The following is a 13,204-nucleotide window of genomic DNA, read 5'->3' as shown; positions in this document are numbered from 1 at the left end:
CCCGCCTTGTGGCCACTCTGGCAACGCGGCGCCGGGCGGGGGGGGGGTGTTGTTGGATCTTGTGCGGGTGTTTGGGCCCGCGGCCCCCCCCCCCCGGGGGCGGCCCGTTCTGCTTTTGGGGGTTTATTCCCGCCGTCGGAGGCTGTATCCGCGCAGGTCTGCGGTTTAATACCCCATCTTAATCTGTTCTATCGCGTGTCTGTTTCCAGCGAGGTGCCATGAGCGACGATCTCGAAACCCTGCGGCAGGAGACGCTGGCCGCGCTCGCCGCCGCCGGCGACCGGCGGGAATGGGATGCCGTGCGTGTGGGCACGCTGGGCAAGTCTGGCCGGCTGACCGGGCTGCTGAAGGAACTGGGCCGGATGTCGCCCGAGGAGCGCAAGCTGCGCGGCGGGGCGCTGAACCGTCTGCGCGACGACCTGTCGCGCGCCGTCGAGGCGCGGGGCGCCGAGATCGAGGCCGCGGCCCTGAATGCGCGCCTGGCCTCGGAACGGGTGGACGTGACGCTGCCCGCGCGGCCCGAATCGCAGGGGGCGATCCATCCGATCAGCCGCACCATGGAAGAGATGACCGCCATTTTCGGCGCCATGGGCTTCAAGGTGGCCGAGGGGCCGGATATCGAGACCGACTGGCATAATTTCTCGGCGCTCAATACGCCCGACCATCATCCGGCGCGCACCGACCAGGATACGTTCTATCTGCCGGCCGAGCAGGGCAGCCTGCGCGAGCGGGTGCTGCGCACCCAGACCTCTGGCGTGCAGATCCGCACCATGCTGGGCGAGGAGCCGCCGATCCGCATCATCGCGCCGGGGCGGACCTATCGTGCGGATCATGATGCCACCCACTCGCCGATGTTCCATCAATGCGAGGGGCTGGTGATCGACCGGGGGATCACGCTGGCGCATCTGAAGGGCTGCCTGATCGATTTCCTGCGCGCCTATTTCGGCCAGCCGAATCTGCCGGTGCGGTTCCGGGCCTCGTATTTCCCGTTCACCGAGCCGTCGATGGAGGTGGATATCGGCTGGTCGCGCAAGACCGGCGAGATCGGCGGCGGCGGCGACTGGCTGGAGGTTCTGGGCTCGGGCATGGTGCATCCGCGCGTGCTGGCCAATTGCGGGCTGGACCCGCGCGAATGGCAGGGCTTCGCCTTCGGAATGGGGATCGAGCGCCTGACCATGCTGCGCCACGGGATTCCGGACCTGCGTTCGTTCTATGAGAGCGACGTGCGCTGGTTGCGCCATTACGGCACCAGCCCGCTGTCGCCGGCCCTGCTGCATGAAGGTCTGTGATCGATGAAGTTCACCCTGTCCTGGCTGCGCGACCATCTGGATACCCATGCCACGGTCGATGAGATCTGCGCCAAGCTGAACACGATCGGGCTGGAGGTGGAGGGCGTCGACGACCCCGGCGCCCGGCTGGCCGGCTTCCGCACCGCCCGCATCGTCGAGGCGGTGCAGCACCCCAATGCCGACCGGCTGCGCGTGTGCCGCGTCGATGCCGGGCCGGGCTTCGAGGAGGTGCAGGTGGTCTGCGGCGCGCCGAATGCGCGCACCGGGCTGTCGGTGATCTTCGCGCCGCCGGGGACGTGGATTCCGGGCTCGGACATCACCATCAAGGCCGGGTCGATCCGGGGTGAGGCGAGCGGCGGCATGCTGTGCTCGCTGCGCGAACTGGGGCTGGGCGAGGAGCATGACGGCATTGCCGAACTGCCCGAGGGCACGGAGACCGGGCTGTCCTATGCCGCGTTCGCCGGGCTGAACGATCCGGTGATCGAGATCGCGGTGACGCCGAACCGGGGCGATGCGCTGGCTGTGCGCGGCATTGCCCGCGATCTGGCGGCGGCGGGGCTGGGGCATCTGCGCCCCTGGCTGGCCGAGACCGTGGAAGGCACGTTCGACTCGCCCGTGATGTGGGCCAATGACTTCCCCGAAGCCTGCCCGTGGGTGCTGGGGCGGACCGTGCGCGGCGTGCGCAATGGCCCCAGCCCGGACTGGTTGCAGAAGCGGCTGCGGGCGATCGGACTGCGGCCGATTTCGGCACTGGTGGATATCACCAATTTCTTCGCCTTCGATCTGGGCCGGCCGCTGCATGTGTTCGATGCCGACCGCCTGACCGGCGGGCGGCTGACGATCTGCCGGGGCGCGGGCGAGAGCTTCCGCGCGCTGGACGGGCGCGACGTGGTGGTGTCGCCCGAGGATTGCGTGATCGCCGATGCGGCCGGGGTGCAGTCGCTGGCCGGGATCATGGGCGGCGAGGCGACCGGGGCCACTGACGAGACCACGAGCGTGTTCGTGGAATGCGCGCTGTTCGACCCGGTGCGGATCGCGCTGAGCGGGCGGCGGCTGGGGCTGCATTCCGATGCGCGGCACCGCTTCGAGCGCGGTGTGGACCAGGCGCTGCCGGTGGCGGCGCTGGAAGCGGCGACGCGGATGATCATCGACCTGTGCGGCGGTGAGGCCAGCGAGGTGGTTTCGGCCGGTGACGCGCCGGCGTGGCAGCGGGAGGCGCATCTGCGCTTCGCGCGGGTCGCCGGGCTGGGCGGGCTGGATGTGCCGGCGGACGAGGCCGTGGCGTCGCTGGAGGCACTGGGCTTTGAAGTGCGCGAGCGCGACGAGGCGCGGGTGGTGGTGGATGTGCCGTCGTGGCGCAACGACATCGCCATGAAGATGGTGCTGGACCAGGCGCCGGATCTTTCGGCCGAGCGGGCCTTCGCCGCCGCCGAGGGGGCCGTGGCGGTCGATTCCGAATGCGACCTGATCGAGGAGATCCTGCGTCTGCGCGGGCTGGATTCGATTGCGCCGGTGTCGCTGCCCGCGCTGTCCGCCGTGCCGCTGCCGGCGCTGACGCCGCGCCAGACGCGGGCGGCCACGGCGCGGCGCGTGCTGGCGGCGCGCGGGCTGTTGGAGACGGTGGCCTATTCCTTCGCGGCGCAGGAGGCGTGCGCGCGCTTCGGCGCGGCGCCGGAGAGTCTGCGGCTGCTGAACCCGATTGCCGCCGATCTGGACCAGATGCGGCCGACGCCGCTGGTCAATCTGCTGGCGGCCGTCGAGCGCAATACGGCACGGGGATATCCGGACCTGGGGCTGTTCGAAGTCGGGCCGGGCTTTTCGGAATCCGGGCAGAGCCAGATTGCGGCGGCGTTGCGCAGCGGGCACGCGCCGCGCTTCCCCGGTCGGGCGGCCGAGCCGGTCGATCTGTGGGATGTCAAGGCCGATGCGCTGGCGGTGCTGGCGGCGCTGGGGGCGCCCGTCGAGGGCGTCAGCGTGACGGCGGATGCGCCGGGCCATTATCATCCCGGTCGTTCGGGCGTGCTGCGGCAGGGGCCGAAGATCGTGCTGGGCGTGTTCGGCCAGTTGCATCCGGCGCTGCTGGCCGGGCGGGGGCTGGACCGACCGGTGGTGGGGTTCGAGCTGTTTCTCGACGCGATCGCCGAGCCCAAGCGGCGGCGGCGGACGGCGCCCGAACTGTCGGCGTTCCAGCCGGTGCATCGGGATTTCGCCTTTGTCGTCGGACGCGACGTGGCGGCGGAAACCGTGCTGCGTGCGGCGCGGGGGGCCGAGCGGACGCTGATCGCCGGTGTGCGGCTGTTCGACGTTTATGAAGGTGACAAGGTGCCCGAGGGCAGCAAGTCGCTGGGTGTCGAGGTGACGTTGCAGCCGGTCAAGGCCAGTCTGACCGATGCCGAGATCGAGGCCGTGTGCGGCGCCGTGGTGGCGGCGGTGCAGAAGGCGTGCGGGGCGACGCTGCGCGGGGAAGGCTGACCCGCATGGCGGAGGCCGCGCCCGGCCGGACGGTCTGGATTCTGGCTGGTGAGGCCAGCGGCGACGTGCTGGGCGCGCGGCTGATGGCGGCGTTGCGCCGGCGGGACCCGACGCTGCGGTTCGCCGGGGTCGGTGGCACGCGGATGGAGGGTGCCGGGCTGCGCAGCCTGTTTCCGCTGCGCGACCTGGCGGTGATGGGGCTGGTGGAAGTGCTGCCCCGGCTGCGGCATCTCTCGCGCCGCCTGGACCAGGCGGTGGCGGATATCGCGGCGACGCGGCCCGACCTGGTGGTGACGATCGACAGCCCCGGCTTTGCGTTGCGCCTGCTGCGGCGGATTGCGGAGCTGGGTATTCCGCGCGCGCATTATGTCGCGCCGCAGGTGTGGGCGTGGCGGGAGCATCGGGTGCGGGAGTTTCCCGGCCTGTGGGACCGGCTGCTGTGCCTGCTGCCGTTCGAGCCGGATTTTTTCGGCCGGCATGGGCTCGATGCGCGGTTTGTCGGGCATCCGGTGCTGCAATCGGGGGTCGATCGCGGGGACGGGGCGGCGTTTCGGGCGCGGCATGGAATTGCGGCCGATACGCCCGTGCTGATCCTGATGCCGGGGAGTCGCCGGTCGGAGGCGCCGCGTCTGTTGCCGGTGCTGGGGCGGACCCTGCGTATTTTGATGGCGACCTGCCCCGGTATCGTGCCGGTGGTGCCGGTTTCGCCCGTGGTGGCGGATGTGGTGCGGCGGGGGGTGGCCGACTGGCCGCTGCGGCCGATCGTGGTCACCGATCTGGCGGAAAAGCATGATGCTTTCGCGGCGGCGGGGGCGGCGTTGACCAAATCGGGGACCTCGACGCTGGAACTGGCGCTGGCCGGGGTGCCGATGGCGGTGACGTATCGCGTCAACCCGATCACGGCGGCGCTGGCGCGGCGGCTGATCCGCGTGCCTTATGTGGCGATGGTCAATCTGCTGGCCGGGCATCGGCTGGTGCCGGAACTGTTGCAGGAACGCTGCCGGCCCGGCCTGCTGGCGGACACCGTGCATCGGCTGCTGACCGACGGGCGCAGCGCCGCCCTGCAACGGGCGGGCTTTCGCGCCATCGCGGCTTCGCTGGCGGCGCCGGCGGGCGATCCGGACGATGCGGCGGCGACGGAGTTGATGGCCGTGCTGGAACGCTGATTCTTTCTTCTTTCTACGGCCATTTTTTAAATGGCCCTTGATGATCGGCGCGGTTTCGGGCGTCGAGGGAGGCATCGGACATGGGGCCGCGCGGGCCGCCCGTTGGCCGTTGCCGGCGACATGGAAGAAAATATGCCGTTCAGGGAACCGGAACAGGGCGTACCGGTCCTCTGTCTGAAGGCGAGGGCGTTCGACGGGTGCTGTGACGATCCGCCAGTCCGCGAACCACGCGCCCTTCGTGCCCCCTGGTTGCGATCGGCCTGATGGCGGCGTCATGGAGATGGCGCATCACTTCCCAGCCCAGGCGGCGTGTCCGGGCCTGGGAGATGCCGGCCTTGCTGGCGACCCTCAGTGTCGCGGATGGACCCGTCAACCACAGGATCCCTTCGAGCAGGCACCGCAGAACCGCGCGATTACGCCGAGGCTGATGTGATCCGTAATTCTGAACCCCGCAGGGAGGTCCGCGACCGTGCGTGTCATTCCGCCTCTCTCGATCAAGACGGCCAGAACGACATAACTCTTACGCTATGTGAACGGGATTGCCCCTAAAGGGCATTTCTCAATGCAAATCAACAATCGGGAGACAGAATGAGCGTTCCGGGTAGGGGCGGTCGAAGGGAAGTGCATTATTTTACCCGGATATAATTGACGTGCTCATTTTTGTCCGGGTATTAATCGGACAATCCATTGAGCGAGCACCACATGTCCGATCCTTCTCTCAAGACCTGCACGGCATTTATCGGGTACCGATTGCTGCTCACGGGCACCCTCCCTGACGTGGCCTTGGCAGTTCGGCAATCGACCGGCGTGGCGGACACGGTTCTCGTGTTCGACGACGTGACGGGTCGCATTGTCGATCTTGATCTGCGCGGCAGCGATGCCGAGATTCTTGATCGGATTTCCCAGCCCCCTGCGCCCTGTGAGGGGCGCTATCGCCCCAAAAACGATGCGGTGTCGGACCCGCGGGGATCGGACGAAGCTCAGGGCCTGAAAATTCGAGGCCGACCGAAATTGGGCGTTGTCGCCCGAGAGGTGACCTTGCTGCCCCGGCAGTGGGAATGGCTCACCAGCCAGCCCGGCGGGGCTTCTGCGACGCTCAGGCGCCTCGTGGATGAGGCGCGCAAAACGACGAGCCCACGCCAGCAGAGGCGCGCGGCCCAGGAGGCCGCGTATCATTTCATGCAGGCGATCGCGGGCGATCTGCCCGGCTACGAAGAAGCGACCCGCGCCCTCTTCGCAGACGACCGGCCAGCATTGGAACAACGGATCGCTGCGTGGCCTGAAGACATCCGCACCTATGCGCTGCGTCTCGCATTCCGTGCGGGCGAGAACCAAAACGCTTGACCCGCCATTCGACGGAACACCGATGACCGGAGCCGACACCATTTCCTACCTGGAACCGACACAGGAGGCCGGCCGCACGTTCGTACAGCGCGATCTTGCCGGCCCCGTCGTCATGCTCAACCTGCTGCGCTTCAGGGATGTGGCTGATTATTCGGGCCACCCCGGTCTGACACCTTCCCGGCCGATCAGCGGTGCCGAGGCGTTTGATCGCTATATTGAGCATACGCTGCCCTTCTTGCGAGAAACCGGCGGCGATATCCTGTTTCTTGGCCGTGGCGGCCCCTTCTTGATCGGCCCCGCCGCTGAACATTGGGATCTGGCAATGCTGATCAGGCAGGCCAATGTTGCGTCCTTTCTCTCCTTCGCCAGTCATAAGGCGTATCGCGCCGGACTTGGTCACCGCACGGCAGCAGTAGAGGATTCTCGACTTCTCCCACTGTCCGAAATGGCGCTACCCCTTGCAGGACCGAGGCGATGAACATTGCAACGGCCAATGGCATCGAACTCGCCTGGGACAGTTTCGGCCATGCCGATACGGAACCGGTCCTACTGATTTCGGGGCTTGGAACGCAGATGATCCGCTGGTCCGCGCCGCTCTGCAAGGGGCTGGCCGCGCGAGGCTATCGCGTGATCCGCTTCGACAACCGCGATGCGGGTCGCTCGACGCATTTCAGCGCTTCGGCCGCGCCGGATTTCGGCGCGCTCGCAACTGCTCTGATGGCCGGGCGCAGACCCGACGTGCCGTATACGCTTGACGACATGGCGGCGGATGCGATCGGCCTCCTTGATGCGCTCGGGATCGCCAGGGCGCATGTCGTTGGGCGCTCGATGGGGGGCATGATCGCCCAGGTCCTCGCGAGCGATCATGCCGACCGGGTTCTTTCCCTCACGTCGATCATGTCGAGTACCGGCAATCCGGCCTTGCCGCAGGCGGAACCCGATGTCATGGCGATGATGATGCGCCCCGCGCCTGATCCTGTGATCGACCGCGAAGGCTTTCTGGCGGTGCGTCTCGCGTTCGCGCGCCGGATTGCGGGCATGGGTTATCCCTTCGATGAAGAGGCCCATCGCGCCATTCTCCTTGACGAATTACGGCGTTGCTACGATCCGGGAGGCACCCTGCGGCAGATAGCTGCCATGGCGGTGGCTGGAGACCGGCGCGCGCGACTTGCAAACGTCACGGTACCGAGCCTCGTCATCCATGGCACCGATGATCCGTTGATACCGCCCCTCTGCGGTCAGGATACGGTGCGCTCCATACCGAACGCGGTTTACCTGCCAATCGACGGCATGGGCCATGATCTGCCGCGCGAATTCGAGGGACGGATCATCGACGCGATTTGCAGCGTAATGACAGGCCGGTCATGTCCTTAAGGAACCTGATAGCGTCGTAGGATATAAGGGGGCCGTCTCCCGCCCTTCAATCTCCCGCAGGGTCATGACCGGCACCGGGTTCATCACCTCGAACAGTCTGGCATCACGTCCCGCATAAAAATAACGTCGAACCGTCGAGACCGGTGGAAAGCATTTCGGCAGGTGACGCCACGCACACCCGCCTGACGCGATATGAAGCATGGCGTTGACGACTTCGCGCATGTCTGTCGTTCGAGGGCGTCCGCCACGTCTTGCCGCAGGCACGAATGGCAAGACCAAAGCCGACTCCGCATCCGTCATATCCGATGGATATCGCAGTCCTTCCCGGCTATGCCCGCGCCGGGCAATACCAGCCCATGCCACCATTCACCCCATCTCTTCGCCAGGACGGATGAGCCAAAACAGGCTGGTATTGTTCAAAAACTTTCGGATTGGTCTCTAAAGTTTAAGAAGGTGCGTTGCATTCAGGTGTGCGATCTTTTCTCGTTTCTCCGAAGTGATCGGTGCCGTTCGCAAGAACTCAAGGGCTTCAGCGGAGGATTAAAAGGGGTAATCGATGGAAAACATGACAGCATCCTCCCCAATGGCCATGATTGCACCGACCAGGGCAGCATGAGAAAAAACGCCGCTTGTTGTGATAAATATATTTCGCCCGAAATACGTTGAGGGCAGGTTTTGAAGATTCTGATTGGCAAGAGTTTTGTAACGGGAATCGAGCCGCCACAACTGGAATGGCAGATATTCGCCCATGTGTCCGAGGATGAGTTTCGCCTTGGGATGTCGATCAAATATTCCCGCGTAGATGATCCGCATGGCGTGTCCGACGGCTTCGACGCCCCATGTCCAGGTCGGGCCGACGAGATTCGGGTGCCCATCAAGAACGCGCCAGTGATCGGTTCTGGGCGCGCCTGGATGAATATAGAGCGGCACATCCAGCTCCACCAGAGCGGCCCAGAAAGAGTCAAACTGCGGTTCATCCAGGTAGTGCCCGTTCGTATGATCATTGATCAAAGCACCGCAAAATCCAAAATCAAGCACGCAGCGACGTAGCTCCTCAATGGCTGCCGCCGGATCCTGCATAGGCAGCGCACCCACGCGATGATTTCGCCGGTTGCCGGGTTCTCGACCGAAAATTTGTCCTTAGGATCATTGGAAGACCAGCGATAGGTTTTCAGCAACGTGTCCGAAGTCATTTCATAGCTCCTCCGAGGTGGAGCGATATGCACTGCACTGTGCAGTGCACTTTGAAAACAAAAAAATGCGTGCCGGACCTTCCTTTAAGTTTTTGCGCCGTATCCAGCGAAAAAAAGACGTACGGCACGATTCGCGATATCGGCACATCGCTCTGCATCCACGTTGCTGTCCGTATCGATCAGACGCATCCAAAGCAGGGGCTCGTTGAGCATGCCGATGAACTGCTGCGTTGCAATCAATGTATCCTCAATATACAGGACATTATCCTGTACCATCCGCTCCAGATACGCTTGCACCGCGAGAACAATAGGCTCTTTTCCGTATTTATAAAAACTTCTCGGCAGCTCGGGAAAACGCTCGCCTTCCACGATTGCAAGACGTAGGAACGCGATAACCGTAGGACTCGCCCAATGACTGGCGAGTGCAAGTCCAATAGCCTGCAATCCTTCTTTCGGCCCCTTTCCCGCGGCGGCTTCTTCGATCAACTCCGCGGGATCTATACGGCCCCACATATCAGTAACGACAGCCCGGAATAAATTCTCCTTGCTGCCAAATTGGTTGTACAAAGTACGACGCGCAACTTTTGCTGCCGACGCAAGGTCGTCCATGCTGGTGCCGCCGAAACCGTCACGTAGAAATGCCTCGCGCGCGGCGGCAATAACCTTCCTGTTTGTATCAGCGCTTCGTAACGTGGAAAATTGTTTCTTTTCTATCATGTTTCCATAATAGTGCATTGTATTATATCGTGCAAACGACCAAGCGCGCTACTGGAGGCGGTTCCCGCGCGGTGCTGCTGGACAGGCAGGCGTTATCGACGCGCTGGCCGAATGTTGCGACCCTGCTCCGTCATGTGCCGGTCTTTCCCTGCAACATGGCTGAGATGGTTTCAAACGGTTCGAGCGAGAAAATGATTTCGACCGGCACGTCGAAGACCTGGGCGATCTTGAGCGCGAGTTCCAGGCTGGGCCTGTAATCGCCCCGTTCCAGAAACCCGATGGTCTGTGGATTGACGTCCACGAGGTCCGCCAGCGCCTTGCGGGTGAGGCCGCGCTCTGCCCTGAAGAGTCCGATCCGGTTGAACATGGTCCTGCATACCGTTTTTTGTTGTAAAATCACAACGAAATCTTGAGATGAAGCAAGTTTTGGGGCGGGTTCGGTCGTGGCTGATGACCGGCGCGATTCGTTCCTCGTCGGGGAGCGGGCGGGTTTGGCAGCGAGGGGCCGGGGAGAGGGCATTGGCCGGTGCATGAACTGTCTCCTGTGGTTCGGAGACAGTTTACCGGAAGGGGGATGATTTATACCCCATTGTAAAAATTGATCTTTTTCTGGTCGAAAGAGGGTTCTGTCCGCGAACGGACGCCTTGTCCGGAAGCGGACAGGCGTGCGGGGACGTCAAGAGTGCGACGCGCCGGTTACTGTTTTGCGGAATCGTGGGGGGCGGGGGGCTGCGTGGTCGTGCCGTCCTGGACCGTGCTGTGCAGGGCCGTGAAGGCCGAGTGGATCGTATAGACGCCAAGTCCGATCGTCGCGGTGAGCAGGACGACGAGGAAGACGATCTTGCCGACGGGCGAGGAGGCAGGCTGGGACATCGGAGGCGCTTTCAGTGAAAAGGGGGTGGGCGCGGTGCGTCAGCCGCGCCCGTAGAGGGTGTCGGCGGCGATCAGCGGCGCGCTGGTCTCGACCAGTCCCGTGGGGCGCATGGCGCTGAAAAAGCAGCTTCGGCGGCCGGTATGACAGGCCACGCCGGTCTGGTCGACCAGCAGCAGCACCGCGTCGCGGTCGCAATCCAGGCGTGCATCGACCAGACGTTGCACCTGGCCGGAGGTCTCGCCCTTGCGCCACAGGCCGCCGCGGCTGCGCGAATAATAGCAGACGCGGCCGGTGCGCAGGGTTTCGTCCAGAGCTTCGCGATTCATCCAGGCCAGCATCAGGACTTCGCCCGTATCGTGCTGCTGGGCGATGGCGGCGATCAGGCCGCCGGCATCGAAGCGCGCCGTGTCGAGCATGGCGGCGCGGGTGGTGGCGTCGGGGGCCGTATAGGCGGGGGCGGTGTCGGTCATGGCGGCACAACACTCCATGGTGGCGCGCCTGTCCAGCAGGCGTGGCGCGACAGGGTGGGTTCGGCTCAGTCTTTGGGCGTGTCGGCTTCCGGCAGGGTCAGCCAGTCGGGAATGTGGACCTGCACCGAATGGCCGCCTTCCGTCGTCAGTTCGTCGCTGCGGTGGGCCAGCCGCACCATGGCCAGTCCGCGTCCGTCACGCGAGGAGGCCATGTGTCCGGCTTCCTTTCCGGCCTGGAGCAGCGGCGTGCCGGGCGGGGGGAGGGCCGCGCCGGTGACGGGCAGCAGCTTGCGCTTGACCAGGCCGCGATAGCGGGTGCGGGCGGTCAGCTCCTGGCCCATATAGCAGCCCTTGGTCCAGGAGATGCCGTTCAGCGCCTCGAAATTGGCTTCCAGCAGCAGGGTCTTGCCGTCCTCGCAGTCGCGCGAGCCGTCGGGAAGGCCCAGCGCCAGGCGGTGGGCGTCGTAGGCGGCGTGGTCGGCGGCGCCCTCTGCCGGGCGTGGCAGCAGCAGGCGCCAGCCGGCTTCGGCGAGGCGCGGGTCGGGGGCGCCGATGGCGGAATCGATCATCGGCGGCACCGCGCCCCAGGCGGCATGGACGGCGAAGCCGGTTTCGTCGATCGAGATGTCGGAACGCAGGCGGTAGCGCAGCAGGCGCTGGCGAAGCATGTCGGCCTGCGTGGCCTCGCAATCCAGCAGCAAACGCGCGCCGTCGGGATCGGCGAACAGGAAGAAATCGGCCACCCAGCGGCCCTGTGCCGTCAGCAGCGCCGCCCAGACCGCGTGGCCCGGTGTCGCTTCGGTGACGTCGTTGGACACCAGCCCCTGAAGGAAGCTGTGCCGGTCGAGGCCGGAGAGGGCCAGGACGGCGCGGTCGGGGAGGTGGGCGAGATGTGTCGTGTCAACCATGCCTGTGATCCTATGCCTCCTGGGCCTGTCTGGAAATGGGGGCGGAGGACGGCCCCGCTGTGCGTTTCCGGGCAGGGGTTATCGTGTTCGATCGGCGGCGCCGCCTGTGCGGACTGGTTGTGATGTGTGGTCTGTCACCGGGTTGGAGAAGGGGCGATTTCGCCGGGCGGGGCAATGGGGTAGGCTCGCTGACCATGCGTATCCTGTTCATCACCTCTACACGTCTGGGGGACGCGGTGCTGTCCACCGGGTTGCTGGATGTTCTGCTGGCCCGCTATCCGCAGGCGCGCTTCACCATTGCCTGCGGGCCGGTCGCGGCGGGGCTGTTCGAGGCGATGCCCCGGCGTGAGCGCACCATCGTGGTGACCAAGCGGAAATATGATCTGCACTGGCTGGCGCTGTGGCGCGCGTGTGTCGGGACGCGGTGGGATCTGTGCGTGGATCTGCGCGGGTCGGCGGTGACGCTGTTTCTGGCGGCGCGGCGGCGGGCGATCATGCGCGGCGGGCGGCGGCAGGGCGCGCGGATCACGCATCTGGGCCAGGTGCTGCGCCTGTCGCCGCCGCCCTTGCCGGTGATGTGGACCGGCGCGGGCGATCGGGCGCGGGCGGCGGCGATGCTGCCCGACGGGCCGGTATGGCTGGCGCTGGCGCCCACGGCGAACTGGGCGGGCAAGGTGTGGCCGGCCGACCACTTCATTGCGCTGGCCCGCGCCTTGCAGGATCGCTGGCCGGGGCTGCGGCCCGTTATCCTGTACGGGCCTGGCGAGACCGAGCGGCGGATGGCGGCCCCGGTGCTGGCGGCGCTGCCGGATGCCGTCGATGCCGGGGGCGGGTTGACGCTGGCGCAGGTGGCGGCGGTGCTGGCGCGGTGCGCGGGATTTGTCGGCAATGATTCGGGGCTGATGCATCTTTCGGCGGCGGTCGGGACGCCGACGCTGGGGCTGTTCGGGCCTAGTCGCATGTCGGAATACGGGCCGGTGGGGCGATGTGCGCGCGGTATTGCCGCGCCGGGGCCGGAAGGGAGCGCGCCGATCGCGGGGCTGGCGGTCGCGCCGGTGGTGGAGGCGGCGGTCGGGCTGATGGAGCGGGCGCCCGTGGCAGCCGATCTGACGGGTGCAGGCGGGTGAAGACCGTTCTCGTCTATCGGGACCGTCTGCTGCCGGCTTCGGAACATGCCTTCATGCGGCGGCAATATATCGGATTTCGGAATCTGACGCCGTGCTGGGTGGGGTGTCGGCGGGACGGAACGGTGGCCGACCTGCCGGGGGATGTGCGCTTTCTTGGCGGAGAGGGAGCGTTGCGACCGCTGCGGCAGGTGGCGTTCAGGCAGTTCGGCTGGGGAGGCGCGCGGGCCATCGGCAACGCCAGCGCCCCGCCACGGCCGAACTGTGCATGTA

At 65.8% G+C, this 13,204-nt stretch carries 13 protein-coding genes and 2 pseudogenes; 8 read left to right on the top strand and 7 right to left on the bottom strand.

Going from position 1 to position 13,204, the window contains the following annotated elements; all coding sequences use genetic code 11:
* Nucleotides 1-218: 218 nt before the first annotated feature.
* The 6 genes from pheS to ABF821_RS12655 all read left to right on the top strand — a co-directional run bounded on the left by pheS (nucleotide 219) and on the right by ABF821_RS12655 (nucleotide 7,645).
* Entirely contained in the window at nucleotides 219-1,289 is a 1,071-nt protein-coding gene (pheS, locus tag ABF821_RS12680) for a phenylalanine--tRNA ligase subunit alpha (RefSeq protein WP_183007690.1), read from the top strand.
* Between the two features lie 3 nt (nucleotides 1,290-1,292).
* A complete protein-coding gene (pheT, locus tag ABF821_RS12675) occupies nucleotides 1,293-3,761 on the top strand; it encodes a phenylalanine--tRNA ligase subunit beta (RefSeq protein WP_415530227.1) in 2,469 nt (822 codons plus the stop codon).
* Nucleotides 3,762-3,766: 5 nt separating this feature from the next.
* Entirely contained in the window at nucleotides 3,767-4,927 is a 1,161-nt protein-coding gene (gene lpxB / locus ABF821_RS12670; protein ID WP_415530226.1) for a lipid-A-disaccharide synthase, read from the top strand.
* A gap of 702 nt (nucleotides 4,928-5,629) precedes the next feature.
* Entirely contained in the window at nucleotides 5,630-6,271 is a 642-nt protein-coding gene (locus tag ABF821_RS12665) for a DUF2239 family protein (protein ID WP_182974702.1), read from the top strand.
* A gap of 22 nt (nucleotides 6,272-6,293) precedes the next feature.
* Nucleotides 6,294-6,749 carry a DUF1330 domain-containing protein gene (locus ABF821_RS12660; protein WP_415530225.1) on the top strand — a complete coding sequence of 152 codons (456 nt, stop codon included), beginning with the start codon at nucleotides 6,294-6,296 and terminating at the stop codon, nucleotides 6,747-6,749.
* Nucleotides 6,746-7,645, top strand: a complete 900-nt coding sequence (locus tag ABF821_RS12655; RefSeq protein WP_415530224.1) for an alpha/beta fold hydrolase — start codon at nucleotides 6,746-6,748, stop codon at nucleotides 7,643-7,645. The genes ABF821_RS12660 and ABF821_RS12655 overlap by 4 nt, the downstream gene beginning before the upstream one ends.
* On the opposite strand, the pseudogene ABF821_RS12650 reads toward ABF821_RS12655, so the two are convergent.
* From ABF821_RS12650 to ABF821_RS12620, 7 genes and pseudogenes are all read right to left on the bottom strand, one after another.
* Nucleotides 7,637-8,011: pseudogene (locus ABF821_RS12650) on the bottom strand (transposase); the annotation flags it as partial. The gene ABF821_RS12655 and the pseudogene ABF821_RS12650 sit on opposite strands and share 9 nt — an antisense overlap.
* A 174-nt stretch (nucleotides 8,012-8,185) precedes the next feature.
* A complete protein-coding gene (locus tag ABF821_RS12645; RefSeq protein ID WP_415530223.1) occupies nucleotides 8,186-8,740 on the bottom strand; it encodes an amidohydrolase family protein in 555 nt (184 codons plus the stop codon).
* 182 nt (nucleotides 8,741-8,922) lie between these two features.
* A complete protein-coding gene (locus ABF821_RS12640; RefSeq protein WP_415530221.1) occupies nucleotides 8,923-9,573 on the bottom strand; it encodes a TetR/AcrR family transcriptional regulator in 651 nt (216 codons plus the stop codon).
* 112 nt (nucleotides 9,574-9,685) lie between these two features.
* A complete protein-coding gene (locus ABF821_RS12635; RefSeq protein WP_182974707.1) occupies nucleotides 9,686-9,922 on the bottom strand; it encodes a helix-turn-helix transcriptional regulator in 237 nt (78 codons plus the stop codon).
* Nucleotides 9,923-10,251: 329 nt separating this feature from the next.
* On the bottom strand, nucleotides 10,252-10,428 hold the full coding sequence (locus ABF821_RS12630; RefSeq protein WP_415530220.1) for a hypothetical protein: 177 nt from the start codon (nucleotides 10,426-10,428) through the stop codon (nucleotides 10,252-10,254).
* Nucleotides 10,429-10,467: 39 nt separating this feature from the next.
* Nucleotides 10,468-10,899, bottom strand: a complete 432-nt coding sequence (hisI, locus tag ABF821_RS12625) for a phosphoribosyl-AMP cyclohydrolase (RefSeq protein ID WP_415530219.1) — start codon at nucleotides 10,897-10,899, stop codon at nucleotides 10,468-10,470.
* A 65-nt stretch (nucleotides 10,900-10,964) separates the two neighbouring features.
* Complete coding sequence (locus ABF821_RS12620) at nucleotides 10,965-11,807, bottom strand: YgfZ/GcvT domain-containing protein (RefSeq protein ID WP_415530218.1); 843 nt, start codon at nucleotides 11,805-11,807, stop codon at nucleotides 10,965-10,967.
* Nucleotides 11,808-12,001: 194 nt separating this feature from the next.
* Here ABF821_RS12620 and ABF821_RS12615 point away from each other — a divergent pair, with 194 nt between their 5' ends.
* Together ABF821_RS12615 and ABF821_RS12610 are read left to right on the top strand one after the other, a co-directional pair.
* Nucleotides 12,002-12,934: a glycosyltransferase family 9 protein gene (locus ABF821_RS12615; protein ID WP_415530217.1), complete on the top strand. Its 933-nt coding sequence runs from the start codon at nucleotides 12,002-12,004 to the stop codon at nucleotides 12,932-12,934.
* Nucleotides 12,931-13,204 (top strand): annotated as a pseudogene (locus tag ABF821_RS12610) (hypothetical protein); the annotation flags it as partial. The gene ABF821_RS12615 and the pseudogene ABF821_RS12610, both read left to right, overlap by 4 nt.

It is taken from the genome of Gluconacetobacter sp. (assembly GCF_047721585.1).
Taxonomy (GTDB): domain Bacteria; phylum Pseudomonadota; class Alphaproteobacteria; order Acetobacterales; family Acetobacteraceae; genus Gluconacetobacter; species Gluconacetobacter dulcium.
The sequence above is the reverse complement of the archived record's forward strand: the minus strand, read 5'-3'. Positions and strand labels throughout refer to the sequence as shown.